This is a genomic window from Dactylosporangium sucinum, assembly GCF_014647515.1.
Lineage (GTDB): Bacteria > Actinomycetota > Actinomycetes > Mycobacteriales > Micromonosporaceae > Dactylosporangium > Dactylosporangium sucinum.
The window spans coordinates 20,526-46,120 of record NZ_BMPI01000063.1 but is presented as its reverse complement, the minus strand read 5'-3'; the positions used below and the strand labels follow the sequence as shown (position 1 = coordinate 46,120).

Annotated in this window: 21 protein-coding genes; 7 read left to right on the top strand and 14 right to left on the bottom strand. The window is 73.2% G+C overall.

The window, feature by feature from the left end; all coding sequences use genetic code 11:
- Window positions 1-278 precede the first annotated feature (278 nt).
- The 5 genes from IEZ31_RS43175 (at window position 279) to IEZ31_RS43155 (ending at window position 5,128) form a co-directional block, all read left to right on the top strand.
- Window positions 279-617, top strand: coding sequence for a hypothetical protein (locus IEZ31_RS43175; protein WP_373294781.1), 339 nt, complete (start codon window positions 279-281; stop codon window positions 615-617).
- Complete coding sequence (locus tag IEZ31_RS43170) at window positions 614-1,072, top strand: roadblock/LC7 domain-containing protein (RefSeq protein ID WP_229836667.1); 459 nt, start codon at window positions 614-616, stop codon at window positions 1,070-1,072. Before IEZ31_RS43175 ends, IEZ31_RS43170 begins: the two co-directional genes overlap by 4 nt.
- An 80-nt stretch (window positions 1,073-1,152) precedes the next feature.
- Window positions 1,153-1,842 carry an RraA family protein gene (locus tag IEZ31_RS43165; RefSeq protein ID WP_190255934.1) on the top strand — a complete coding sequence of 230 codons (690 nt, stop codon included), beginning with the start codon at window positions 1,153-1,155 and terminating at the stop codon, window positions 1,840-1,842.
- 22 nt (window positions 1,843-1,864) lie between these two features.
- A complete protein-coding gene (locus IEZ31_RS43160) occupies window positions 1,865-3,460 on the top strand; it encodes a Na+/H+ antiporter (protein ID WP_190255933.1) in 1,596 nt (531 codons plus the stop codon).
- Between the two features lie 99 nt (window positions 3,461-3,559).
- Entirely contained in the window at window positions 3,560-5,128 is a 1,569-nt protein-coding gene (locus IEZ31_RS43155) for a putative Ig domain-containing protein (protein ID WP_190255932.1), read from the top strand.
- Here IEZ31_RS43155 and gntF read toward each other — a convergent pair.
- Both gntF and IEZ31_RS43145 read right to left on the bottom strand, forming a co-directional pair.
- Window positions 5,115-6,446: a guanitoxin biosynthesis pre-guanitoxin forming N-methyltransferase GntF gene (gene gntF, locus IEZ31_RS43150; RefSeq protein WP_229836663.1), complete on the bottom strand. Its 1,332-nt coding sequence runs from the start codon at window positions 6,444-6,446 to the stop codon at window positions 5,115-5,117. The two genes, IEZ31_RS43155 and gntF, sit on opposite strands and share 14 nt — an antisense overlap.
- Entirely contained in the window at window positions 6,443-8,026 is a 1,584-nt protein-coding gene (locus tag IEZ31_RS43145; RefSeq protein WP_190255931.1) for an AMP-binding protein, read from the bottom strand. The genes gntF and IEZ31_RS43145 overlap by 4 nt, the downstream gene beginning before the upstream one ends.
- Window positions 8,027-8,085: 59 nt before the next feature.
- Between IEZ31_RS43145 and IEZ31_RS43140 the strand changes: the two genes are divergently transcribed.
- On the top strand, window positions 8,086-11,487 hold the full coding sequence (locus IEZ31_RS43140) for an ATP-binding protein (RefSeq protein WP_190255930.1): 3,402 nt from the start codon (window positions 8,086-8,088) through the stop codon (window positions 11,485-11,487).
- Here IEZ31_RS43140 and IEZ31_RS43135 read toward each other — a convergent pair.
- From IEZ31_RS43135 to IEZ31_RS43080, 12 genes are all read right to left on the bottom strand, one after another.
- Window positions 11,474-12,616, bottom strand: coding sequence for a glycosyltransferase (locus IEZ31_RS43135; protein ID WP_190255929.1), 1,143 nt, complete (start codon window positions 12,614-12,616; stop codon window positions 11,474-11,476). The two genes, IEZ31_RS43140 and IEZ31_RS43135, sit on opposite strands and share 14 nt — an antisense overlap.
- Before the next feature lie 60 nt (window positions 12,617-12,676).
- On the bottom strand, window positions 12,677-13,321 hold the full coding sequence (locus IEZ31_RS43130; RefSeq protein ID WP_190255928.1) for a class I SAM-dependent methyltransferase: 645 nt from the start codon (window positions 13,319-13,321) through the stop codon (window positions 12,677-12,679).
- Between the two features lie 7 nt (window positions 13,322-13,328).
- Window positions 13,329-14,339 (bottom strand): ABC transporter permease, encoded by a 1,011-nt coding sequence (locus tag IEZ31_RS43125; RefSeq protein WP_190255927.1) that lies wholly within the window; start codon window positions 14,337-14,339, stop codon window positions 13,329-13,331.
- On the bottom strand, window positions 14,336-15,844 hold the full coding sequence (locus IEZ31_RS43120; RefSeq protein WP_229836660.1) for a sugar ABC transporter ATP-binding protein: 1,509 nt from the start codon (window positions 15,842-15,844) through the stop codon (window positions 14,336-14,338). Before IEZ31_RS43120 ends, IEZ31_RS43125 begins: the two co-directional genes overlap by 4 nt.
- Window positions 15,841-16,881 carry a sugar ABC transporter substrate-binding protein gene (locus IEZ31_RS43115; RefSeq protein ID WP_190255926.1) on the bottom strand — a complete coding sequence of 347 codons (1,041 nt, stop codon included), beginning with the start codon at window positions 16,879-16,881 and terminating at the stop codon, window positions 15,841-15,843. The genes IEZ31_RS43120 and IEZ31_RS43115 overlap by 4 nt, the downstream gene beginning before the upstream one ends.
- A gap of 8 nt (window positions 16,882-16,889) precedes the next feature.
- Window positions 16,890-18,212, bottom strand: a complete 1,323-nt coding sequence (locus IEZ31_RS43110; RefSeq protein WP_190255925.1) for an L-fuconate dehydratase — start codon at window positions 18,210-18,212, stop codon at window positions 16,890-16,892.
- Window positions 18,213-18,692: 480 nt separating this feature from the next.
- Window positions 18,693-21,740 (bottom strand): glycosyl hydrolase family 95 catalytic domain-containing protein, encoded by a 3,048-nt coding sequence (locus tag IEZ31_RS43105; RefSeq protein WP_373294777.1) that lies wholly within the window; start codon window positions 21,738-21,740, stop codon window positions 18,693-18,695.
- Window positions 21,741-21,976: 236 nt separating this feature from the next.
- Window positions 21,977-22,243 (bottom strand): hypothetical protein, encoded by a 267-nt coding sequence (locus IEZ31_RS43100; RefSeq protein ID WP_190255923.1) that lies wholly within the window; start codon window positions 22,241-22,243, stop codon window positions 21,977-21,979.
- 36 nt (window positions 22,244-22,279) lie between these two features.
- Window positions 22,280-22,759, bottom strand: a complete 480-nt coding sequence (locus IEZ31_RS43095) for an SRPBCC domain-containing protein (RefSeq protein WP_190255922.1) — start codon at window positions 22,757-22,759, stop codon at window positions 22,280-22,282.
- On the bottom strand, window positions 22,756-23,073 hold the full coding sequence (locus IEZ31_RS43090) for an ArsR/SmtB family transcription factor (protein WP_190255921.1): 318 nt from the start codon (window positions 23,071-23,073) through the stop codon (window positions 22,756-22,758). The genes IEZ31_RS43095 and IEZ31_RS43090 overlap by 4 nt, the downstream gene beginning before the upstream one ends.
- A gap of 26 nt (window positions 23,074-23,099) precedes the next feature.
- Window positions 23,100-23,729 (bottom strand): response regulator, encoded by a 630-nt coding sequence (locus tag IEZ31_RS43085; protein ID WP_190255920.1) that lies wholly within the window; start codon window positions 23,727-23,729, stop codon window positions 23,100-23,102.
- Complete coding sequence (locus tag IEZ31_RS43080) at window positions 23,726-24,898, bottom strand: sensor histidine kinase (RefSeq protein ID WP_229836657.1); 1,173 nt, start codon at window positions 24,896-24,898, stop codon at window positions 23,726-23,728. Before IEZ31_RS43080 ends, IEZ31_RS43085 begins: the two co-directional genes overlap by 4 nt.
- A 109-nt stretch (window positions 24,899-25,007) precedes the next feature.
- Between IEZ31_RS43080 and IEZ31_RS43075 the strand changes: the two genes are divergently transcribed.
- Window positions 25,008-25,589: a hypothetical protein gene (locus tag IEZ31_RS43075; RefSeq protein WP_229836689.1), complete on the top strand. Its 582-nt coding sequence runs from the start codon at window positions 25,008-25,010 to the stop codon at window positions 25,587-25,589.
- Window positions 25,590-25,595: the final 6 nt, after the last annotated feature.

Here is a 25,595-nt window from a genome sequence, read left to right as displayed (position 1 = left end):
CGGTCAACGCGCCTCGACTGTGGCGTCCGCCGCAGCCCGCGCCGACGCGTGACGTCCCGTTGACTGTTCGTGATACGCCCTGAAATCGATGTCACGGAGTGTCGGGCCGGACTGCCCGAGCCGTGAGCAGGGCATCGTTCGGGAAGTCAGGTCGGACTGAGCCAGATGGACAAATGCTGCGTCGAATACTGTCCGCGATGATCGCCGCGTGGCAGGCTCGGGCAACACCAAGGAGGCAGGTCTTGAACAGCACCCTCGACGTCGCGCTGAAGCACGCGATGACCATCGACGGCGCGATCGCCGTCGCCCTCGTCGACTACACGAGCGGCATGACCCTCGGCACGCTCGGGGGCGGGCCCGAGTTCGACATCACCGTCGCCGCGGCCGGCAACACCGACGTCGTGCGGGCCAAGTTCCGCACGATCGAGATGCTCGGCCTGCCCGACCGCATCGAGGACATCCTGATCACCCTCGACTCGCAGTACCACCTGATCCGCCCGCTCTCGTCGCGCAACGGCCAAGGGCTGTTCCTGTACCTGGCGCTGTCCAAGGCGCGGGCCAACCTCGCGCTCGCCCGGCACCAGCTCAAGGGCATCGAATCGAGCCTGGAGCTGTGACGTCGGACTACCTGCCCCGCCGGGAGGGCGCGCCGGCGGCCGGCCCGTACCACGGCGCCGGGATCGCGGCCCGGCCGGCGCCGGACGACGGCGGCCTCGGCGCGGTGCGCGGCCAGCTCGCCGACCTGCGGCTGCGCGTGCCGGGCGTGCGCGGCAGCGTGCTCGCCGGCGTCGACGGCCTGCTCGTCACGTACGACCTGCCGGTGCGGGCCGAGCCGCACGACCTCGCCGCGCTCGCCGCGACGACGTTCGGGCTCGGCCGGCAGACGGCGCTGGTGCTCGGCCAGAGCCCGTTCCGTGACGCCACGCTGCGCGGCGAGGGCGGCTACTTCACCGTCTACGCCGTCGACAACGACCGGCTGATGGCCGTCCTCGGCGACGACGGGCTCAACGTGGCCCGCCTGCACCTCGAGGCCAGGCCCACGGCCAGGCGGCTCGCCGAGCTGTTCACCTGAGCCGAGCCCGTGCACATGACAGGCCACGCAGGCGCGATTGGCCGCTCCGGTACCGCCGGAAACCGCGCGATGATGCGCCCGTGACCGACTTCGAGGATCTCTCCACCCCGCTCATCGCCGACGCCTGTGTGCGCAACGGCGTGCCGCTGCGAGTCGCCCCGGCCGGTGTCGCGCCGATCACCGCGGGTCAGCGGCTCGCCGGCCGGGTCCTGCCCGCCCGCCACTCCGGCAGCGTGGACGTCTTCCTGGAGGCGTTCGCCAATGCGCGCCCCGGCGACGTGCTGGTGGTCGACAACGGCGGCCGCACCGACGAGGCCTGCGTCGGCGACCTCACCGTCCTCGAGGCGGCCGCGGCCGGGGTGGCCGGCCTGGTCGTCTGGGGCCTGCACCGGGACACGCCGGAGCTGGTCGGGATCGGCGTGCCGGTGTTCAGCTACGGCGCCCTGCCGGCCGGCCCGGTGCGCGCCGGCGAGCGCGAGCCGGACGCGCTGGTCAGCGCTCGCTTCGGCCCGCACCTCGTCGGCGCGTCCGACCTGGTCCTCGCCGACGACGACGGGGTCGTGTTCCTGGCCGAGTCGGACGCCCCGGTGGTACTGCGGGCCGCGCGCGACATCCGCGGCACCGAACGCGAGCAGGCCCGGCGGATCGCGGCGGGGGAGACCCTGCGCGACCAGACCGACTTCGCCGGCTACCTCGCGCGGCGGGCCGCCGACCCGGGGTACACCTTCCGCCGTCACCTGCGCGCCGTGGGCGGTGCCGTCGAGGAGTGAGCCGGGTACCGTTTCGTAGACCATGAACGGTGCCGCGTTTTCCCTGCTGGCGCTGCTGCTGGCGGCGATCGGGCTGGTCGCCCTGTCACACCGGATCGCGGTGCCGTATCCGATCCTGCTGGTGTTCGGCGGCATGGCGATCGGCTTCGTCCCGGGCATCGAAGGTGTGCACCTGTCGCCCGAAGTGGTGCTGCAGGTCTTCCTGCCGCCACTGCTCTACCATGCCGGCTACTACACGACCCCGCGGGACCTGCGCGCCCACGGGGTCGCGATCGCCCTGCTCTGCATCGCCCTGGTGCTCGTCACCGCGGCGGCGGTCGCGGCGGTCGCGCACTTCGTGGGCGGGCTGCCCTGGCCGGTGGCGGCGACCCTCGGGGCGGTCGTGTCGCCGACCGACCCGCTCGCCGCCGCGACGATCGCCGCCCGGCTCGGCGTCCCCCGGCGGGTCATCACCGTGCTGGAGGGCGAGGGGCTGTTCAACGACGCCACCGCGCTCGCGCTGTTCAAGGTCACCGTCGCGGTCGTCGTCGCCGGCGCCGCCACCGGCGCCGACAGGTTCCGCCTCGGGTGGGCCGTGGAGCAGTTCACCATCGGCACCGTCGGCGGCATCGCTGCCGGCCTCGCCGTCGGCTGGTTCGTGGTGTTCCTGCGGGCCCGCGCCGCGGACCCGATCGTCGGGGTGAGCGTCACCATCTTCGGCGCGTACGCCGCCTACCACGTGGCCGAGCACTTCGGCTTCTCCGGGGTGCTCGGCTCGCTGCTGTGCGGCATGTACTGCGGGTGGAAGATCCCGCAGGTCGCCACCCCGGCCAGCAGGCTGCTCGGCAAGCCGGTCTGGCAGATGATGGTCTACCTGCTCACCGGCGCCCTGTTCCTGCTGCTCGGCCTGCAGCTGCGCCCGATGCTCGCGGCGCTGACCGACTACCGGGCGATCGACGTGGTGGCCGTCGCCGCGCTGGTCGCCGCCGTCGTGATGGTGACCCGGTTCGGCTGGCTGTTCCTGGTGCCGCACGTGCTCAGCCGGGCCGAACGCGCCGTCGTCGCGTGGGGCGGCATGCGCGGGGCGGTGTCGCTCGCCATCGCCCTGGCCCTGCCGACCAGCGTCGCCGGCGGCGACCCGTTTCCGAACCGCGAGGTCGTCGTGCTCACCACGTTCGGCGTGGTGCTGCTGACCCTCGTCGTGCCCGGGCTGACCCTGCCGATGCTCATCCGGGTCACCGGGGCGGGCCGCGTCGGCGCCGCGAGCTCGGACGTCGAGGAGGAGGCCCGGGCGCGGCTCACCCTCGCCGAGGCGGCGCTCGCCCACCTGGAGAAGCTGGTGCTGCGCGACGGCCTCGACGAGGGGACGATCGAGCGGCTGGAGGACCTGTACCGGTTCCGCCGCCGGGAGCTGGCCGCCGAGACCGGCGAGCTGCGCGACCCCAACCACGCGCACCGGATGGCGGCGGAGCGCCAGGCGTCGCTGGAGATCGTCGAGGTGCAGCGGCGGGCCCTGCTGCGGATGCGCCGGGAGGGCCGGCTCGGCAGCGTGGCGCTGCATCGCATCCAGCGCGACCTCGACCTGCAGCATGCCATGCTCGTGAACCGTGGGGCAGGGCAAAGGGTCGACGGCCGTTGACGTGCATGGGCGTCGATGTGATGGTACCCATCAATCGACGGGCGGCGAAGTGTGCCCACCGGCGCACGCCGCCCGCACCCCCGGAGAAAGGGTTCCCCCATGCGCTACAGACGCGCACTCGTCACCGGCGCGGCCATCCTCGCCGCCGCCGCGAGCGTCGTCGCCGGCCCGGCTCCCGCCCACGCGCTCCAGGTCACCGGGCTGACCGCCACCATCGCCCTCAACAACTGCTCGGGCTCCCTGGTGCGGTACCCCAGCTCGGTCGACAGCGACCGGGCCATGCTGCTCACCAACGGCCACTGCTACGAGAACGGGTTCATCAACGCCGGGCAGGTGTACGTCAACCGGGCCAGCTCGCGGACCGGCACGCTGCTGGGCAACACCGGCAACGCGCTCGGCACCGTGCGGGCCGACATGCTGCTCTACGGCACGATGACGAACACCGACGTGGCCCTCTACCGGCTCAACGAGACGTACTCGTCGATCAAGACCAAGTACAACACGACGGCGCTGACCATCGCCTCGGCCCGCCCGGCCGACGGCACCGCGATGACGATCCCGTCGAGCTACTGGAAGCAGGTCTGGACCTGCTCCATCAACGGCTTCGTGCCCACGCTGCGCGAGGACCAGTGGACGTGGCACGACTCGATCCGGTACAACACCGGCTGCCAGACCACCCACGGCACCTCCGGCTCCCCGATCATCCGGTCGTCGGACAACCAGATCGTCGGCATCAACAACACCGGCAACGACGACGGGCAGAGCTGCACGCTGAACAACCCCTGCGAGGTCGACGCCAACGGCACCGTCACCGTCCACCAGGGCCAGTCCTACGGCGAGCAGACCTACTGGTTCACCACCTGCCTCAACGCCAGCCGGGCGATCGACCTGACGCTGGCCGGCTGCCTGCTCACCAAGCCCCCGGGCAGCGGCAACACGGTGACCGTCACCAACCCGGGCAACCAGACGGCGACCGTCGGCACCCCGAAGTCGCTGCAGATCCAGGCGTCGTCGTCGGGCAGCGGCCAGACCCTGACCTACTCGGCGACCGGCCTGCCGGCCGGCCTCACCATCAACGCGAGCACCGGCCTCGTCTCGGGCACCCCGACCACGGCCGGCAGCAGCACGACGACGGTCACGGCGCGCGACACGACCGGCGCCACCGGCAGCGCGACGTTCACCTTCACCGTCACCGGCGGTGGCGGCGGCACCTGCAGCGGCCAGCTACTGGCGAACCCCGGCTTCGAGTCCGGCGCGGCCTCCTGGTCCGGCACGACCGGCGCGATCGGCCAGTGGTCGAGCCAGGGCCAGCCCGCCCGCACCGGCACCTACAGCGCCTGGCTGCTCGGCTACGGCTCGACCCACACCGAGTCGGTGTCGCAGTCGGTGACGATCCCGGCCGGCTGCACCGCGACCCTCACCTTCTGGGTGCACATCGACTCGGCCGAGACGACGACCAGCACGGCCTACGACAAGCTGACGGTCACGGCCGGCTCGACCACCCTGGCCACGCTGTCGAACCTGAACAAGGCCTCGGGCTACGCCCAGAAGACCTACAGCCTCTCGTCGTTCGCGGGCCAGACGGTGACGCTGAAGTTCAACGGGACCGAGGACTCGTCCCTGCAGACGTCCTTCGTCCTCGACGACCTCGCCGTCACGGTGAGCTGACACGGTGCTCCACGGGCCGGGCCGCGCCACCGCGCGCGCCCGGCCCGCTCCGGCGGGCCCAGGCCAGCACGATCCCCGCGTAGCCGTGGGTGGCGTCCTGCGGCACCGGGTGGACCTCGATCGCGCCGGCCTGCGGGTCGAAACCGGGGCGCAGCGCCGCGCGGAGGTCGTGCTCGTCGACGTCGGCGCTCGGGAACGACCGGCCGCCGACGATGTAGCCGCGGCAGCGGCGCAGGGCCGCGGTGACGAACAGGCCGCCGGGCCCGACCAGGCCGGTGATGTGGCGCATGTACCGGTCCCAGGTGGCCCGGTCGCCGGTGGCGGAGTCGGCGCAGTAGGCGCTGATCACCGTCGCGTACTGCCGGTCGACCGGCCGCGGGTGGCCGGCGTCGACCCGGATCAGGGCGGTGATGCGGGCCCGGGTGAGATCCTCGCGGGCGGTCACGTCCGCGTCGCTCGGGTCGGCGCTGCCCTCGCAGCGCAGCGTGTGGCGGACGAATGCGCGCCAGTCGTGCGCGCCCGGCTCCCGGTCGATCCAGCGGCGGATCTCCGCGAGGTTCGCCGGCAGGTAGTCGCCCAGGTGGATCTCGGAGGCGACCTCGGCCGCCGCGAAGACGTGGTGCAGGGTGGGGCCGACGCCGAAGAACAGCACCGGCCGGCCCGGCTCGGCCTGGCGCAGCGCGTCGACGAAGAACGCGATCGTGGCGACCTCGTCCGGCTCGACGGTGCTGTAGTAGCCGGCGAGGTACTCGGCCGGCACCCAGTCCGTGTCGAACGACGCGTACCGGCGCCCCCGGCGGCGCACGACGGACCGGACGAGGCGGGCCAGCCCGAGCTCGTACACCGCCGCGCCCAGGTTGGCGCCGCCGAGGAAGACCAGCGCCTCGACCTGGCCGACGGTGTCACTGAGGGCCGCGACGCCGAACGCGCCCACGTAGTACGGCAGCTCCTTGGCGATCTCCGTGGCCGTGTAGCCGCCGGCCGCGGCGAGGCGGGCCGGGCGGGCCCGGCCGGTCAGCCGCCGGGTCAGGTCGTACGCCGCCTTCGACAGGGCGTTGGTGCTCGTCCCCGTCGTCTCCAGCAGCAGCCGGTTCGCCCGCAGCGCGACCCGCAGGCCGGCACACCACGCCAGGTAGGTCGCGGCCAGGAACGCCACCGCCCAGGCGGGGCCGATGCCGGCGAGCCCGCCCGAGGCGACCAGCGCGACCCCGGCCGCCGTCGCCGTGACGTCCAGCGTGTACAGCGACGCGGCGGTGGCGGCGGCGGTGACGGCCCACTCACGCACCCGCCGCCCCCGTCCGGTCGTCAGCGCGGTCACGGCGCGCCGACCCCGGCGCGCTCGGCCGCCGCGAGCACGCGCCGCAGCACCTTGCCGGTCGGCGAGCGCGGGACCGACCCGGCGACGCGGACCGCGGCGAGCCGCTTGAACGGCGCGACCCGCTCCGCCACGTACGCGAGCAGCTCCTCGGCGCTCGCCGGGCCGTGCAGGACGACGTGCGCCACCGGCACCTCGCCGGCGACGGGGTCCGGCCGGGCCACCACGGCGGCGTCGGCGACCGCCGGGTGCAGCAACAGCAGCCGCTCCAGCTCGGCCGGCGCCACCTGGTGGCCGCCGGACTTGATGACGTCCTTCAGCCGGTCGGCGACGTAGAGGTAGCCGTCCTCGTCGAACGAGCACAGGTCGCCGGTGTGCAGCCAGCCGTCGGCGTCGAGGGTGGCGGCGGTCGCGTCCGGCTGCCCGCGGTACGCGCGCATGAGCTGGGGGCCGCGCACCCACAGCTCGCCGGTGCGGCCGGCGACGAGGTCGGCGCCGGTCGCCGGGTCCACGACCCGCGCCTCGGTGTTCGGCACCAGCCGGCCCACCGACCCGCGCCGCGGCGCGTCGAGCGGGCCCACGGCGACCAGCGCGCCGGCCTCCGTCATGCCCAGGCCCTGGCTCGTCACGCAGCCGAGCCGCTCGGCGCAGCGCTGTTCGGTCCCGGCGTCGAGCGGGGCGGCGCCGACGCCGAGGCTGCGCAGCGACGACAGGTCGTAGCGGTCGACGGCCGGGTGGTGGGCGAGGGCCCGCACGACCGGCGGGACGACGATCGTGACGGTCGCCCGGTACTCCTGGATCGCCCGCAGGAAGTCGTCGAGGTCGAACGTTGGGAGGGTGACGACGGTCGCCCCGGCCGCCAGTCCGCACGGCAGGAGCAGGTTCAGCCCGATGACGTGGCAGAACGGCGCCACGGCCAGGACCACGTCGCCGGCCTCGAACCCGAGCACCGCCTGCGCCTGCCGGGCGTTGGTGACCAGCGCCGTGTGCGTGAGCTCGACGCCCTTGGGCAGTCCGGTTGTGCCGCTCGAGTACGGCAGGGCGGCCACCGCGTCGTGCGGCACCGTGTCGGCCGGCAGCGCCGGGTGATCATGGTCGGTCAGCACGCTGAACCGCGTGGCCCCCGCGGTGCCGTCGCCGTCGATGACGAGCACCTCGGCGACGCCGGCGCGGGCGGTGGCGTCCAGGGCCCGCTCCAGCAGCGCCGGCACGGTGACCAGGAGCCGTGGGCGGGCATCGGTGAGCTGCCCGGCCAGCTCGTCCGCGGTGAGCTGGGGGTGCGCGCCGGTGACCGCGCCGCCGGCGGCCATCGCCCCGTAGGCCGCCAGCGCGTACTCGGGACGGTTGGGGCAGTACAGGGCCAGGACGTCCCCGGGCGCGAACCCGCGGGCGGCCAGGCCGGCCGCGACCCGCTCGACGCCGGCCGCGAGCCGCCGGTAGCTGGTCGCCCGGCCGGTCGAGCCGTCGACGAGGGCCGGCTTGTCGCCGAGGCGCTCGGCGTGCCGCAGGACGTACTCCGGCACGGTGGTCCCGCCGACCGGCACGCCGGGCAGGGGGCTTCGGAAGGAATCGGTGACGGTCATGCCCCGGACCGTAGGGGCGTACCGTGTGCGGATCGTTTGCCGATCGTGTGCGGGTCGTCGTGAACGGTAGGGTCGGCTGGACGACGGCGGTGGCGATGATCGACAAGCAGCTTCGGGTCTGCGTGCTCGGCCGGGCCGAGCTGACCGTGGACGGGCGTCCGCTGCCGGAGCCGGCGTCCGGCAAGGCGGCCGCGCTGCTGTGCTACCTCGCCGTGACCGGCGCCGCGCACCCCCGCACCGCGCTGGCCGGGCTGCTCTGGAGCGAGCTGCCGGAGCCGGCGGCCCGCGCCAACCTCCGGCTGGTGCTCACGAAGCTGCGCCGGGTCGTGCCGGGCCACCTGCGGATCAGCCGGCACACGGTGGCGCCGGACGGCCCGCCGATCTGGGTCGACGCCCTCGAGGTGGCCCGGGCGGCCGCGAGCACCGCCGACGACGAGCTGCTCGCGGCCGTCCGGCTGTGCCGCGGCGAGTTCCTCGACGGCTTCGAGGTCCCGGGGGCGCCGGTGTTCGACGAGTGGGTGGCCGACCGGCGCGCGACCGCCCGGGCGGACATGCTCGCCGTCATGGACCGCGCGGCGCGCCGGGCCCGCGACAGCGGCGACGCGGCCGCCGGGGTCGAGGTCGCCCGGCGCATGCTGGAGCTGGGCCGGCTGGACGAGGAGGCGCACCGCGCCCTGATGTGGTTCCTGGCGCTGGGCGGCCGGCGCAGCGCGGCGCTCGCCCAGTACGAGACCTGCCGGTACCTGCTGCGCGAGGAGCTCGGGGCGGAGCCGTCGGCGGCCACCGTCGCGCTGCGCGACGAGATCGCCGGCGCGGAGTCGTTCACCGCTGCCGAGCCGTCCCGGCCCGACGCCGCGGGGGTGCCCGATCTGCCGCGGCCGCTCACGACGCTCATCGGGCGCGACGAGGAGCTGCGCCGGCTGCGGGAACTGCTGGCCGACCCGGCATGCCGGCTCGTCACCCTCGTCGGGCCCGGCGGGGCCGGCAAGACCCGGCTGGCGGTCGAGGCCGCCGCGAACCGCCCGGACCGGCACCGTGACGGGGCGGTGTTCGTGTCGTTCGCCGGCACCGGGCCGACGGGCGCCGACCGGGCCGGCGATCTCGTGGTCACCGACGTCGCGCGCGCGTTCGGGCTGTCGCTCGCGGTCCCGCGCGACCCGCTCGACGTGCTCGCCGACCATCTCGCCGGCCGGGAGCTGCTGCTGGTCCTCGACAACCTCGAACACCTGCGCGGCGCCGGCGGCGTGCTCGTCGAGCTGCTGCGCCGGGCGCCCGGCGTGACGGTGCTGGCCACCTCGCGGCGGCAGCTCGGCCTCGGCGCCGAGTGGCTCGTCGAGGTGCGGGGCCTGGCGTGCCCGCCGCCGGGCGCCGACGCGGCCGGCTACGACGCGGTGCGGCTCTTCGTGGAGCGGGCCCGGCTTCTGCGCCCCGACCTGACGACCGCCGACGCGGCCGAGGCCGCCGGCCGCCTGTGCCGGCTGGTGGCGGGGATGCCGCTGGCCATCGAGCTCGCCGCCCGCCGGGTGCGGTCGGCCGGCCCCGGCGTGATCGCCGACCGGCTCGCCGCCGGCCTCGACCTGCTCGCGACCACCGCACCCGACGTGGAGCCGCGGCACCGCAGCATGCGCACGGTGATCGACTGGTCCTGCCGGTTCCTGACCGACGAGGAGGCCCGCGCCCTGCGCCGGCTCTCCGTGCTGCGCCGCGGCTTCGACCTGGCCGCCGCCGAGGCGGTGGCCGGCGCCGGGCTGGCGGTGCTGGCCGGGCTGGTCGACCAGTCGCTGGTCGCCGTGGGCGACGACGGCCGCTACGAGCTGCACGAGCTGCTGCGCCAGTACGCCGCCGAACGCCTCGCCGCCGACCCCGACGAGGAGGCGGAGACGCTGCGGCGCCACGCCGGGCATTACGCCGCGCTGCTCGCCGCCGGGGGCGGCCCGTGGCCGGAGGCCGACGCGGAGAACCTGCGCGCGGCGACCGACGTCCTGGTCCGCACCGCCGACACGGCGACACTCGACGCGCACCTGAGCCTGGTGTGGGCGCTCTACGGCCGCATGGGCTGGTTCCGTGAGGTCCGGGCGTGCTTCGCCGCCGCGGTGGACCGCCCGGACACCCCGGCGCTGCTGCGGGCCCGCTGGGACCGCGTGCTCGGGGAGGCCCACCAGCAGCTCGGCGAGGCCGGCGCGGCCCGCCACCACCTGGAACAGGCCCTGGAGCGGCTGGGCAGCCGGGCCCCGCGGTCGACCGCCGGCCGCCTGGCCATGCTGGCCACCCGGGCGGCCCGGCGTCTGGTGCCGGGCCGCGCTGCCCTTCGGGGTGAGCGGCGCGCGGCGGCCCAGGAGCGCGCGGCCGCGTACTTCACAATCGTCGAGACCTACTGGGTGCTCGGCGAGCGGTTCCCGATGCTGCCGGCGGCGCTGGGCGCGCTCGACGAGGCCGAGCGCGCAGGCGACCCGGACCTGACCGCCCGCGCCCGGGCGGGCCTCGGGATGATGCTCGGCATCGGCGGCCTGCACCGGCTCGCCCGCCGCCAGCTGCGCGCCGCACGCGCCGCAGCCGACCGGGCCGGCGACCCGCTCACCACCTGCTGGGTCGGCATCGTCGGCGGGCTGTACTGGACCGGCGTCGGCGCGTGGGCGGACGTGGAGGCCGGCGCGACCCGGGCGCTGGCGCTGCGCGACCGCACGCCGCTGCACCGGTGGGCCGACGAGGTGGTGCTCATCGCCGGGGCGGCCCGGTACCTGACCGCCCGCGACCCGGAGACGGTCGCCGCGGCCGCCGAGGGCCTTGCCTCCGGCCGGGACCGCCAGGACCCGGTCGTGCAGCTCTGGGGCCTGCTGCTGCTCATCGAGACGGCGGTCCGCGCCGACCCCGCCGACCCGGTGCTGCCGGAGCACCTGCGGGCCGCCGCCGGGCTCCTGCCGGACACGGCCGGCGTCGACGCCGCCCGGTACCAGGCCGCCGCCGCCCGGCTGCACCTCGCCGCCGGCCGCCGCGCGGGGGCCTGGCAGGCGGCTGCTGCGGCCGACCGGCTGGTCGGTCCGCGCCCGTCGTTCGCGCAGTACGCCCTGGAGGCCCACGCCGGCGTCGTCGAGGTCGGCCTCGCGCTGCTCGAACGGCCCGCGCCGCTCGGCGCCGAGGGCGAGCCCGACCCCGCCGGCATCCGGGCGACCGTGGCCGGTGCGCTGCGGCGGCTGCGCCGCTACGCCCGCACCTTCCCGATGGCCCGCCCGCGCGCGCTCGTCTGCCTCGGCCGGGCCCGGTGGCTGGCCGGCCGCCCGCGAGCCGCGACCCGCGCCTGGGTGCGGGCGGTCCGCGAGGCGGAGCGCCGGGGGATGCCGTACGAGCTGGCCTGCGCCCACCACGAGCTGGGCCGGCACCTCGCCGAGGGTCGGCGCTCCCCGCTCGGCCTGGACCGCACCGCGCACCTGGACCGGGCGCGGTCCGCGTTCAGCCCCCCGTGACCGCTCCGGACCGCAACCGGTCGCGCAACGCGGACCAGACCCGGGCCGGGTCGGGCGCGGCGCGGATCTCGCCGGCGACGCGCTCGGCGCCGGCCCGGTACGACGCGTCGTGGAGGACCTTGCGCACCGCGTCGGCCGCCTGCGCCGGCTCGTCGACGGCGATGCCGGCCCCGGCCGCGGTGACCCGTTCGGCGTTCATCGGCTTCTCCGCACCCTTAGGCCACAGCACCATCGGGATGCCGCGGTCGAGGGCGGCCAGCACCGTCCCGGCACCGCCCGCGGCGACGACCACCGAGACATCCGCGGCGAGGAGCTGCGCGATGGGCACGAAGCCCACGAAGCGGACGTTCGGCCGGGTGTCCGCGAGGGTGTGATCGGTGCCCGGCGCCACGACCGCCAGCACGTCCACGTCGTGCAGCGCCGCCACCGAGTCCACGAGCGCGTCGAGCATCGCCGCGTCCAGCAGGACGGTTCCCAGCGTGACGAGCACCCGCGCCCGCTGTGCCGATCCGCCGAAGGACGGCAGGTCGGCCAGCTCCGTCCCGGCGTAGGCCCGGGGCCGGATCGGCAGCCGGTCGGCCGGCGGCGACCAGAGCGGCCCGTGCAACGCCGCCGGCCACGGGTCCACCAGGGCGCAGCGTCCGGCCCTGGTCAGGCGGCGCTCGGCGTATCGTGGCGTCAGCAGCGCCTCCATGGCCGGCCCCAGCGCCGGCGGCGACACGGGCAGCCCGACCGCGTGCCGCACCAGCGGCACCCCGAGCGCGGCGGCCACCATCGCCCCGACCGCGTCGTACTCGTCGGCGACGATGACCTCGGCCCCGAACTCCCGCGCCCGCGCGAGCGCGACGTCGAACGTCAGGTCGACCCGCGTCCCGGCGAAGAACGACGCCACCGGGAACACATCACGCATGTCCGCCATGTCGGCCCCGCCGGTCCGCCGGTCGTTCTCGGCCAGCAGCTCGGCCGCGTCCGGCCCGGTGGCGTCCACGGCGAGCCCGTCGACCAGGTGTCCCATCGACGCCGGCACGGCCACGACGACCTCGTCACCTGCCGCGGCGGCGGCCTCGGCCAGCGGTAGCACGGGCAGCAGATGGCCGTGGATCGGCACCGCGGTGAACAGCACTCGCACGTCATCGAGTATCGGGAGCCATGCGGCGGTCGGCTACCCGGAAATACGCCATCCCGCGGGTCAATGACCCGGCAGCGGGCGGGCCTCGCCGAGGATCCAGTCGGTGCCGTCGCGCTCGATGCGGCAGTCCCAGCCGAGGCCGCGCAGGCGTTCGACCAGCGTGCCCGGGTCGATGAACTGCTTGACGATGCGGAACGTGCGGCCGTCCTGCAGGGTCCGCTCGACGATCTCGTCGCCGACCCACGCCTCCTTGGCCTGCTCGTCGACGTGCTCGTCGAGGAACAGCACCCGGCCGTCCTCGGCGAGCAGGCCCCGCAGCTGGTCCCAGAACCGGGCGAAGTGGCTGTCCGGCACGTGCGACAGCCAGGCCGAGAAGAACACGACGTCGAACCGTTCGGCGGTGCTCCAGGCGAACACGTCGGCGACCTCGAACGCGACGGTCGCCGGCACCCGGTCGCGGGCGATCGCGATGGTCTCGGGCGCCGCGTCGATCGCCAGCAGCGTCGCCGCGTGCGCGGCGAGCGCCTCGGTCCACAGGCCGGTGCCGCAGGCGATCTCAAGGACGCGCCCGGCCGGCCGCATGCGTGCGACCAGCCGGGCGATCCGCTCACGGGCCGCGGTCACGTCCCCGTACGCCGTCGCGTCGTACTCGCCCGCGCGGCGCCGGTAGTACCCGACCTGGTCAGCCAGGACGTCCTCGCTCATCCACCCATCATGAGTCCTGGGCCTTGCCCGTCGTCACCCGGGCCAGGATCAGCGCGACCAGGATGATCAGGCCGTAGACCGCCTGGATCCACTGGGCCGAGACGCCGGCCAGGGTCAGGATGTTGTTGATCAGGCCGAGGACGAGCACGCCGCAGAGGGCGCCGAACAGGGTGCCCTTCCCGCCGTCCATGCTCACGCCGCCGATGACGGCGGCCGCGAAGACCTGGAAGATCATGCCGTCGCCCTGGGCGGCGGCGACCGAGCCCAGGCGACCGGTCATCAGCAGGCCCGCCAGGGCGGCCAGCAGGCCGGCAACCATGAACACGATCCACATCACCCGGTTGCTGCGGATGCCGGCCGCGCGCGCCGCGTCGACGTTGCCGCCGATGGCGTACACCGCCCGCCCGTGGCGGAACCAGCCGAGTGCCGCGATGCCGGCCGCGAACAGGGCCGCGCAGATCCAGATCGACAGCGGCAGGCCCAGCCAGGCCGTGTTGCCCAGGTACAGCACCGACGGCGGCACCTCGAAGACGCTCTGGCCGCCGGTGATGCCGATCTGCAGGCCCCGCAGCGTGATGAGCATGCCCAGCGTGACGATGAACGCCGACAGGCCGAAGCGCAGGATCAGCAGGCCGTTCAGCGCCCCCACGAGCAGGCCCACCAGCAGGCAGATCGGCACCGCGAGGGCGTAGGGCCACTCGGTGCCGATGCCGTTGCTCGCGGCCGGGATGACCAGCGCCACGCCCAGCGCCGGAGCCAGGCCCACCGTCGACTCCAGGGACAGGTCGAACCGGCCGCCGATGAGGATCAGCGTCTCGGCGAGCACGAGCAGCGACAGCTCGGTCTGCTGCTGCAGGACGTTGACCAGGTTGTCCCGGGACAGGAACACCGGGTCGATCAGCGCGCCCACGATGAGCAGCACGATGATCGCCGGCACGAGCGTGAGGTCCCGCATGCGCGCGAGCCTCGGAACGGCGCGCCGGCGGCTGGTGGCGGGGGCCGGGGCGGTGGTGGTCATGCTGCGACTCCTTCGACGGCGGCGACCACGTCCGTGTCGCTCCAGCCGGCCTGCAGTTCGGCGGTGACCCGCCCGTGGAACATGACGAGGACCCGGTCGCAGTGGCGCAGGTCGTCGAGCTCGTCGGAGACCATCAGGACGCCGGTGCCGGCGTCGGCGGCCGTGCGGACGGCGCCGAGCAGGGACTCCTTCGAGCGGACGTCGACGCCCGCGGTCGGGTTGATGAGGACCAGCAGGCGCGGGTCGGTGCTCAGGGCGCGCGCGAGGACGACCTTCTGGGCGTTGCCGCCCGACAGGCTGCCGACCGGCGCTTCGGGACCTTCGGTGCGGATGTCGTACCGCTCGATGAACGCCTCGGCGACCGCCCGGCGGCGGCCGGGCACGATCGCCCCCGCCGGGCCGAGCCGGTCGGCGATCGGCAGGGTCGCGTTCTCGCCGACCGACAGCAGCGGGATCAGCCCCTCGCGGTGCCGGTCCTGCGGCACCAGGCCGATCCCGGCGGCGAGCGCGGCCGGGACGCTGCCCGGCCGCACGTCGGTGGTGCCGACGGCGATCGTGCCGGCGGTCGGCTTGCGCAGGCCGCCGACGGTCTCGGCGAGCGACACCTTGCCGCTGCTGCCCGAGCCGGTGACGCCGACGATCTCGCCGGTCCGGACGGTCAGGTCGAGCGGCTCGTAGGCCCCGCTCAGCGTCAGGCCGGCCAGCCGCAGGGCGGTGCCGGCCGTCTCCGGCACCGGCGGGCGCGGCGCGACCGTGGTGAGCCCGACCGCCTCGCCGGTCATCGCCGCCACGAGGGCGTCGTGCCCGACGTCGGCGACGGGCCCGGTGAGCACCCAGCGGGCGTCGCGCAGCACCGTGACGGTGTCGCACACGCGGTACACCTCCTGCAGATGGTGGGAGATGAACAGCATGGTGACGCCCGCGGCGCTCAGGCCGCGGAGCCGCTCGAAGAGCCGGTCGATGCCGGTGGCGTCGAGGCGGGCCGTCGGCTCGTCGAGGATGATGAACCGGGCGCCCTGCGACAGGGCCCGGGCGATCTCGACGAGCTGGCGCTGCTCGACGTCGAGATCGCCGGCGAGGGCGCCGGGGTCGACGTCGACGGCGTACTCGGCGAGCAGCTCGTCGGCCCTGGTCCGCAGCGCGCGCCAGCGGATGGGCCCGCGCTCCGCCTGCCGGTTCAGGAACAGGTTCTCGGCCACGGTCAGCGACGGGATGATCGTGGAGCGCTGGAACACGCAGGCGACCCGCTGCCGCCACGCCGCCCGGTCGGCGACGGGCGGCGCGGCGGTGCCGGCGAAGCGGATCTCGCCGCCGTCCGGCCGGTGCAGGCCGGTGAGCAGCGAGACGAGGGTCGACTTGCCGGCGCCGTTGCGCCCGACCAGGGCGTGCGTGGAGCCCTGGTCGATGCGCATCGTGACGCCGCTGAGGGCGGTGGTGGCGCCGAAGCGCTTGGTGACGTCGACGGCCTCCACCACCGGCCCGTCATGCGGTTCGAGGGGCATCATTTCCCGATCTGGTTTCCCCACAACGCCGTGTCGTCGACGTTGTCCTTGGTGACGAGCGGAGCGGGCAGCTGGTCCTCGAGCAGGCCGTCGCGGACCTGGACGATGGTGCTGTCGTGGTCGGTCTTGCCGGGCTGGAACGTCTTGCCCTCGACGGCGGCCTTGGCGTAGTAGAGCGCGTACTTCGCGTAGAGGTCGGCCGGCTGGGAGACGGTCGCGTCGATCTCGCCCTTGCGGATCGCCTCGAACTCCTGCGGGATGCCGTCGTTGGAGACGATGAAGATGTGCTTGGGGTCGGTCGGCGGCACCAGCAGGTTCTTCGAGCGCAGCAGCTGCAGGGTCGGGGCCAGGAACACGCCGCCGGCCTGCATGTAGATGCCGTTGATGTCCGGGTGCTGGGCGAGGCGGGTCTGCAGGGCGGCGGACGCCTTCGCGCCCTCCCAGTCGGTCGGCTCGGCGAACACCGTGATGCCGGGGAACTTGTCCTTCATGCAGTCGGCGAACGCCTCGGAGCGGTCCCGGCCGTTGACCGACGACAGCGAGCCCTGGAACTCGATGACCTTGCCCTTGCCGCCCAGCTTCTGGCCGAGGAACTCGCACGCCTTCTGGCCGTAGGCGCGGTTGTCCGCGCGCACGACCATGTAGACGTTGCCCTTGTCGGGCCGGGTGTCCACGGTGACCACGGGGATCTTCTTCTGCTCCAGGGTGGTGAGGGTGGTGGCGATGGCGCCGGTGTCCTGCGGTGCCATCACGATCGCCTTCGCGCCCTGGCTCGTCAATGCCTGGGTGTTGGCGACGAGCTTGGCGATGTCGTTCTGCGAGTTGGTCGGCGTCATCAGGTTGATGCCGCTCTCCTTCGCGTACTGCGGGATGTACTTCGCGTAGGAGTTCCAGAAGTCGGAGTCGGCGCGGGGCAGGTCGACCGCGATGGGCGGGGCGCCCTTGTTGTCACCGGAGCCGCCCGGTTCGTCGGCCGAGTCGCTACACGCGGCGAGGCTGACGACCAGGGCGGCGGCGGCGATCGCAGGCAGGATTCTCATGGGAGTCCTCAGGGGGTGTTGGTGGGGTTCCAGATGGGGCCGTCCGGATACGCGTAGCGGGCTCGGCTCTCCGCCCGCATGGTGGAGCTGAACCCGGGGGCCAGCGGCGCGAGGTAGCGGCCCCCGCGCAGCTGGACCGGGTCCGTGAAGTGTTCGTGGAGGTGGTCGACGTACTCGATGACGCGGTCGTCCATGGAGCGGGAGACGGCCACGTAGTCGAACATGGACAGGTGCTGGACGAGCTCGCACAGCCCGACGCCGCCGGCGTGCGGGCAGACCGGCACCCCGAACTTGGCGGCGAGCAGCAGGATCGCGATGTTCTCGTTGACCCCGGCGACGCGGGCGGCGTCGAGCTGGACGAACGAGACGGCGTCGAGCTGCAGCAGCTGCTTGAACACGACCCGGTTCTGCACGTGCTCGCCGGTCGCGACCGGGATCGGGGCGATCCGTCGCGCGATCTCGGCGTGGCCGACGACGTCGTCGGGGCTGGTCGGTTCCTCGACCCACCACGGCTGGTAGGGCGCGAGGGCCCGGACCCACTCCACGGCGGTGCCGACGTCCCAGCGCTGGTTGGCGTCGACCGCGATCCGCACGTCCGGCCCGCACACCTCGCGGGCGATCCGCATGCGGCGCAGGTCGTCCTCGAGGTCGGCGCCGACCTTGAGCTTGATCTGGGTGAAGCCCTCATCGACGGCCTCGCGGCAGAGGCGGCGCAGCTTCTCGTCGGCGTACCCGAGCCAGCCGGGTGAGGTGGCGTAGCCCGGGTATCCCTGCTCCAGCAGCGTCGCGATGCGCTCGGCCCGGCCCTGGGCGCCGGCGCGGAGGATCTCCAGCGCCTCTTCCCGGGTGAGGGCGTCGGTGAGGTACCGGAAGTCGACGAGATCGACGAGCTCCTCGGGGGTCATCGAGCCGAGGAGCTGCCAGAGCGGCAGCCCGGCCCGCTTCGCCTTGAGGTCCCACAGCGCGTTGACGACGGCGGAGATGGCCATGTGCATGACGCCCTTCTCCGGGCCGAGCCAGCGCAGCTGCGAGTCGTGGACCAGCTCCCGCCAGAGTCCTCCGAGGTCGTCGAGGACCTCCTTGACGAGCCGGCCCACGAGGTACGGCCGCAGGGCGTGGATGGCCGCGGTCTGCACCTCGTTGCCCCGCCCGATGGTGAAGGCGAACCCGTGCCCCTCGGTCCCTTCGCCGACCTCGGTGCTGTCGGTGCGCAGCACCACGTAGGCGGCGGAGTAGTCGGGGTCGGGGTTCATCGCGTCGGAGCCGTCGAGGTGCTGTGAGGTGGGGAACCGCACGTCGTAGGTGTCCAGCGACACAAATCGGCTCGTCATTCGGTTCCCATCCTTGGTGCCGTTTACGAATACATCCGATGTTTAGCAGGATCATGCGCTGCGCCGCAAGGGGCAATTTCCGGCTTTTGTTCGGTTGAACGGAAGTCTGGCAAGCACCTTGACGAATCGAGACGTCGGATGTTCACTCTGGGATGAGGGTTGTCCATGGTTCGATGAGCGGACCCACCGCTCCGGGGACCTGCGGACAGCACCCCGCAGCGTGACGCCGACGCGCAGCGGGGTGGGTGCCGGCCGCCGGGCGCCCGGCGGCCGGCACCAAGACCCGCACTGCCGCACGCGTGCCACGCCGTGCGGCGTTGCCGCTTGTTGCGTGCGCGCTGCTGCGCGTGCGCGCTTTTTGCGTGCGTGCGTGCGTGCGTGCGTGCTGCGCGTGCGTGCCGTTCCGTGCGCGCGGCGCCGACCGGGCAAGGCACCGTGCGGAGGGGCGCGCATCGCACGCCCCTCCGCACTCGGCGACCGCTACGCGGTGGCCAGGTCGAACTTCTCCCACGGGCCGATGGCGTCGCGGTTGGCGATCAGGGCCGCGTTCCCGCCGTTCTCGGCCACCACGTACTTGTTGTTGACCGTTGCCTGGAAGCTCACGCTCCCGTCCGAGTTGCGGATCATCCGGAACGTCTCCCACGCGCCGACCGCGTCGCGGTTGGCGATGAGCGGGTTGGCGCCGGCGTTGTCCGCGCAGACGTACTTGTTGTTCACCCGCGCCCGCAGGGCGACGTTGCCCCCGCCGAGGTCGACGACGTCGAAGCGCTCTGTCGCGCCGACCGTGGTCTTGTTGGCGATGAGCGCGCTCGCGCCGCCGTTGTCGGCGCTGACGAAGCGCTGGTTGACCTGCGCCTTCAGGGACGAGCCGCCGCCCCCGCCGCCGGTCGTGGCCACGCGCAGCGATGAGATCGCGTCGTTGTTGCCGGTGTTGATGAGGTTCGGGTTGTCGGCGTTGAAGGTCCAGGACGTGCCCGCGAACCCGCCGTCGCTGTAGGCCGTAACCGTGTAGCCGGACGGCACGCGGATGGAGGAGATGCTGTCGTTGGCGATGCCGTTGGCCTGCAACTGCGCGAGGTCGTAGTTGCCGGCGCCGAGCGTCACCGCGTTGCCGGAGAAGTTGATGTCGGAGTAGAACGTCGGGCCGTTGCCTCCGCCGCCGCCCGGGCCGGTGCCCAGCGTCGACGCGGTGCCCGACAGGGACTTCACGCCGTTGTTGGCCGTGCCGTTGAGCGTCGTGCTGGAGTACGACGTCAGCGGCTTCGCGGTGCGCTCCACGATGTACACCGTGTTGGCCGCCGTGGCGAACGTGACCTCGCCCGCCGTCGACGTGGTGATGACGGCGTTGTCGGAGGCCCGGCGCACCCGGATCTCCTGGCTGCCCCACGGGTTCACGACGCGCGCCTGCTTGCCGAACTGCGACCTGATCCCGACGTACTTCGTCTCGTTGCCCTCCCGCTCGGAGGAGACGAGGAAGCCGTCCTTGGCCAGCAGCGTGAACTTGCCGACGAAGTTGCTGTCGTTCGGCGCGGCCGGGAACACGCGGATCTTGTCGTTGTACGACTGCAGGAGCGTCTCGTTCATCGCCGCGAGGTGCACGCCGAGGTACTCGAACACGCCGTTGGTGTTGTTGGTCATGCCGTTGGGGTAGTTCTGGTACCGCTGGAGCATCAGCTTCATGCCGGACAACGCCTGGTCGCCCAGGCCGAGCCGGGCGGCCTGCACGGCGTCGTTGGCCCACACGTTGCTGTACGGGTTGGGCCGCGTGTTCCAGCTGTTGAGCGCCGTCTGGTAGTCGGGCGCGCCGATGCCGGTCAGGTCGTAGGGCCAGATGAGCTCCGACGTCACGTTCTCGCCGTTGCGCTGCTGGGCCGGCGCGGGCGGGTCGTGCGGCAGCCAGGCGCCGTTCTGCACCTGGTACGGGTGGAGCCGGTTGAGCAGGTCCTGCCACTGCGTGCGCAGCCCGCTGTCGACGCCGAGCTGGCTCGCGACCTGGATCGCGATCGGGGCGAGCAGCCGGACCGCGGCGAGGTCGGTGATGGCGTTGCGGACGTCCCAGTACGTCTCGTGGGCGTTCGACGTGGGCATGACCCACTCGTTGTTCTGCAGCTGGAACCGGTTCTGGTAGAAGCGCAGCGCGTCACGCATGTACGGGTACACGGTGTTCTGCAGGTAGGCCGCGTCGTTCGTGTACCGGTACTGCAGGTACATGTTGTAGGCGGCCTCGGTGCCCGTCGAGTAGATGTCGTTGACGTAGTCGCTGCCGACGGTGCCGCGGGCGTTGCCGTCCCAGCCCATCGTCTCCGGCACCCACAGCGCGTCCGCAACGCCGTAGCGCGTCTGGGTGTACGCCTTCAGCGCGTTGTAGTTGCGGCTGTACAGCCGGTTCTCGGTCGCGAAGAGGTCGGTGTGGTTGGAGGCCAGGAACGAGTTGTAGACGTCGCGCTGGTTCCAGTACCAGTACCCGTTGCTCCACTTCGTGTTGTCCTGCGTGGCCCGGAAGACGCCGTTGATGAAGTGGTACGGGTAGTTGCCGTAGCCACCGGCGGCGATCATGTACGTCGAGAGGTAGTAGACGTTCTCCAGGTAGTCGCCGGTCCCGGCCGCCCCGCTGTACTGCACGAACGACTTCTGCCAGAACGCGTGCCACCAGTTGCGGTAGTTGGTGAGGTTGGTCTGGTAGCCCGTGTTCTTCGCTGCCGTGAGCTGGCTGCGCGCCTGCGCCACCGGGTCCTGGCCGGGCGAGTTGATCCGGCTGGCCGCGGTGAACCAGATCGTGTAGCTGCCGGTCGGCGTGATGTTCAGCCGCACCCGCGTGCCGTTGACGACCTGCGTGGTGTACGCGGCGCCCTCGACCGTGGCCGCGAACGTGTACCCGAAGCCGCCCGGGTCCTGCACCCCACGGCTGAACCCGGCGACGCTGCTGTCGTTGAACGTGCTCACCGTGCGCCAGGTCGTCAGGTTCGGCACGTCGGCGCTGTTGGTGACCGAGTTCGGGTCCCACATGCTCAGGTCGAGCGTCGTGGTGCCCAGCCCGGTGCGCGAGTCGTCGACGTGGATGCCCATCACCTCGGACCCGGGGACACCCATGATCGTCACTGTCCTGTTGCTGTCGTACTTCGTGACGAGCGTGCCGTCGTACAGCGAGAGCCGCTGCTGGTACGTCGAGACGCCGGTGTCGATCCCCGGGCTCGTGTTGAGGTTGATCAGCCCGGCGGCGTAGGCGGACTGCGGGGACAGGTCCACGTTGGACACCTGCATGGTGAGGCCGTTCTGGTTCCACACCATGGCCCCGGTCTTGCCGTTGCCCACGGTCAGCCCGTGCAGGGCGTTGGTCTGCGGGCTGTTGTACACGATGTCGTGCTTGGACAGGTAACCGGCATAGTCGACGTCGAGCGTGCCGGTCCCGTTGTTGAAGGCCTCGTCGGTGGTCGACGCGGTGGCACTGGTGCCGTTGACCACGGCGACGAGGGTGCCCACCAGGGCGGTGGCGGCCGCCAGGAGGGCGAGTCGGCGGGGCTTGCCCACGTTCATCTCCTTCTGCGTGTCACGCGGGTCCGGGTTCGCGCCGTCGACCGTCCGCGCTCAGGAAGACCACCGTCGATGCGCCGCACACCGCCGGTGGGAATGACAAGCAGTCAACATTGGACGTCTGGATTCGTCAATGCCCAGAGTTGATGGTTGTTGCGCACGCTTTGGTGGTGAACTGCGCCGGTTCGCCCACCCTGGCCGGCCGCCGGTCGCCCTGCCGAGACATTGGATGATTAGGCCCACCACGCGGCGGTATCGAGGACAGCCGCTTCGGGACCGGCGCCGGCGAGCGCGCCCACCGCCCCGGCGAGCCCGGCGGCGTCGGCGGCCCGCTCGTAATGGTTGACGACCGCGGCGGCCAGGTCCGCGGCCAGGCGGCGCAGCGGGGCGCGGTCGTTGACGGCGGCGAGCCCCGGGTCGGCGGCGAGGGCCGGCAGGCCCGCGTCCAGGCCGCCGAACAGGGCGAGGCAGCCGTCGGGGGAGGAGGTCGGTCCCGGCACGCCGATCATGATGGCGTGCCGGGTCAAACCGCGCCGTCAGCCGGCGAAGCCGGTGCCGGTCTCCAGGAGGGACTTGAGCTCGCTCAGCGTCCAGGCCCAGCCGCCGCCCGCGCCCTGGTCCTCGAACTGGCCGGACATGAGGGCGGCCAGGCCGGGGGCGCCGTCGAGCTCGTGGGTCACCGTCAGGGCGGTGACGCCGTCCTTGCCCTCCTTGAGCTCGTAGGTCAGGCGGGTGAAGCCCTCCGCGGCCAGGTCCGGGTTCATCAGCATCCGGAACGTCTGGACCAGGCGGTGCGGCGGGTCGGCCTCCAGGACCTCGCCGTCGAGGGCGATCTCCGGGGCGCCCAGGGCGAGCATGCCCTCGTTGGCGCGGCCGACGACGGCGCCGCCCGGGTGCAGCTCCATCTCGACGAGGCCGCGGTAGCCGTACCGCGCGGTCCACTCCGGGGTCGTGATGGCGTCCCAGATGCGTTGCGGGGTCGCCTTGATGTACACCTTGTAGACCTGTGTCGTCATCGGTCTTCCTCCAGTTCGGCCTTCAGTTCCAGCAGCGCGGCGGCGTGGTGTGCGGTGTACTTGTCGATCCAGCGGTCGTGGATCTCGCGGATGGGGACCGGGTTGAGGAAGTGCAGCTTCTCCCGGCCCATCCGGCGGGTGACCACGAGGTCCGCCTCCTCCAGCACCTTGAGGTGCTTCATGACCCCGAAGCGGGTCATCTCGAGGGAGGACTCCAGCTCCGTCAGCGTGCGGCCGTCACGCTCGAAGAGCAGGTCGAGCAGAAAGCGCCTCGTCGGGTCGGCGAGTGCTTTGAAGACGCGATCGTCGTCCACGTACCCCAAGTTATGTGACTAAAAGGTCACGTGTCAAGCGACCGCGCCGCGATCGCCGCCTGCACGCGGCTGCGCAGGCCGAGCTTGCTCAGGATGCGGCTGACGTGCGTCTTCGTCGTCGCCTCGGCGATGCCGAGCCGGCCGGCGATCTCCGCGTTCGACAGGCCGTCGCCGAGGCAGGCGAGCACCTCGCGCTCCCGGTCGGTCAACGACTCGACGGAGAGCGGAGTGACGGCGGCCGGCCCCGCGAACGTGGCCAGGATCCGCCGGGTCACCGCCGGGGCCACGATGCCGTCGCCCCGCGCCACCGTGCGTACCGCCGTCACCAGGTCGGCGGCGGAGGCGTCCTTGAGCAGGAAGCCGGCCGCGCCCGCGCGGAGGGCACCGAAGACGTACTCGTCGAGGTCGAACGTCGTCAGCACCAGCACGCCGGTCAGGCCGGCCTCGACGAGCCGCCGGGTCGCCGCGATGCCGTCGACCCGGGGCATCCGCAGGTCCATGACCACGACGTCGGGCCGCAGCGCGAGCGCCCGGTCGACCGCCTCCGCGCCGTCGGCGGCCTCGCCGACCACCTCGACGCCGGGCGCGGCGTCGAGGATGAGCACGAGTCCGGCCCGTACCGCCGGCTGGTCATCCGCGACGAGCACCCGGATCATGCCGCTTCCACCAGCGGCAAGCGGGCCGACACGAGCCACTGTCCGTCCGAAGGGCCGGCCGAGAGCGTGCCGCCCAGCTGGGCCGCGCGCTCCTGCATGCCGACCAGGCCCGCGCCGGCGCCGGCGGACGGGGGTGAGGGTAGATCGACCAGCGTCGACATGGCGGGCGGCGAGCCGGAGCCACGGGTGAGCGGCGAGCGGACCCGCAGCGCGAGGGCCGACGGCCCGTAGTCCAGCGACAACGCCACGCGCCCCCCGGATCCGTGCTTCAGGGCGTTCGTCAGCGACTCCTGCAGGATCCGGAACGCCGCCCGATCGACTCCCGCGGGCAGTTCGGCGGGCTCGCCCAGTACCGTCACATCCACCGCCAGGCCGGCCCGCTCGGCCCGGCCCACCAGCGCGTCCAGGCCCGACAGGCCGGCCACCGACGGGTCGTCGCCGGACGACCCCGGGTCGCGCAGGTAGCCGATGAGCTGGCGCATCTCGGCCAGGCCCTGCACGCTGTTCTCCCGGATGACCGTGAGCGCCTTGCGGGTGCCGTCCGCGCCGAGGTCGGCGCTCAACGCGGCCGTGGCGTGGATGGCCACCGCGCTGAGGTGGTTGGCGATGACGTCGTGCAGCTCGCGGGCCATCCGGGCGCGTTCGGCGGCGACCGCGTTGGCCCGGTCGGCCTCGGCCAGCCGGGCGAGCTGCCGGGCGGCGACCGCCTGGTCCCGATGGTGACGCACGTGGATGCCGGTCAGCACCGGCACCACGGTGACGAGCGCGATCAGCACCGCGACCGCCAGCGCGCCGACGGAGCGCGCGACGGCCAGGCCGACCGCGCCGGTCAGCACCGACAGCACGACGGAGCCGGTGAGCAGCGTGCGCACGAGCCGCGGCCGGCCGTGCACGCAGGCGTCGTACAGCACCTGCGTGAACACCAGCGGCGTCGCCAGCGACGGCCCGACCCACAGGTCGGCGGCGACGGCGGCCACGCCGAGCAGCACCGACGCGACCGGCGACACGCGGCGCAGCAGGATCGCGGCGCAGCACGCGGCCAGCGGCGCCAGCAGCAGCGCGTGGGGGAGCGTGGCGAAGCGCGCATGGTACTGCCCGATGGCGAACATCAGCCCGCCCACCGCGAAACAGCTCGCGGCGAGCACCAGGTCCAGCGCGCGCCCCCTCACGCCTCGATTCCACCATCCCGGGCGAACGGGCGGTATGCGACGAAGGATGTACCCCGGGTTCGTCATCGCCGCCGAGGTCGGCGGGGCATCGGCCACCGACGCTGAGAACATGGTGCTGGGATTCATCGTCGGATGTGAGATCGCCTTCTGGGTGCTGCTGGCCGCCGGACTTGTCGCACGATACCCGCTGAGGCTGCGCAGGACGGGTGCCGTGCTGCTCGCCGCGACGCCGGTCGTCGACGTCGTCCTGCTCGTCGTGAGCGTCATCGACCTGCGCAACGGGGCCACCGCCGGCCAGGCGCACGCCCTCGCCGCCGCCTACCTCGGCTTCTCGGTCGCCTTCGGGCACTCCATGATCCGCTGGGCCGACGTGCGCTTCGCCCACCGCTTCGCCGGCGGCCCGCCGCCGCACAAGGTTCCCAAGCGCGGGCCGGAGCGGGTGCGCTACGAGTGGCGCGAGTGGGGCAAGGCCGTGCTGGCCTGGGCGATCGCGGTCGTGCTGCTGCAGGCCGGGGTCTGGCTGGTCGGCGACGCGGAGCGCACCGAGGCGCTGCGCAACATGCAGGGCGGGCTCTCGCTGGTCGTCGCCGTGTGGTTCGTCGGCTGGCCCGTGTGGGTTTCTGTGGTTGAACTCTTGACGCCCAACACAAACGGGCGTAAACAAAGCACAAGCAAAACGAAACGGCGGTGAAACAAC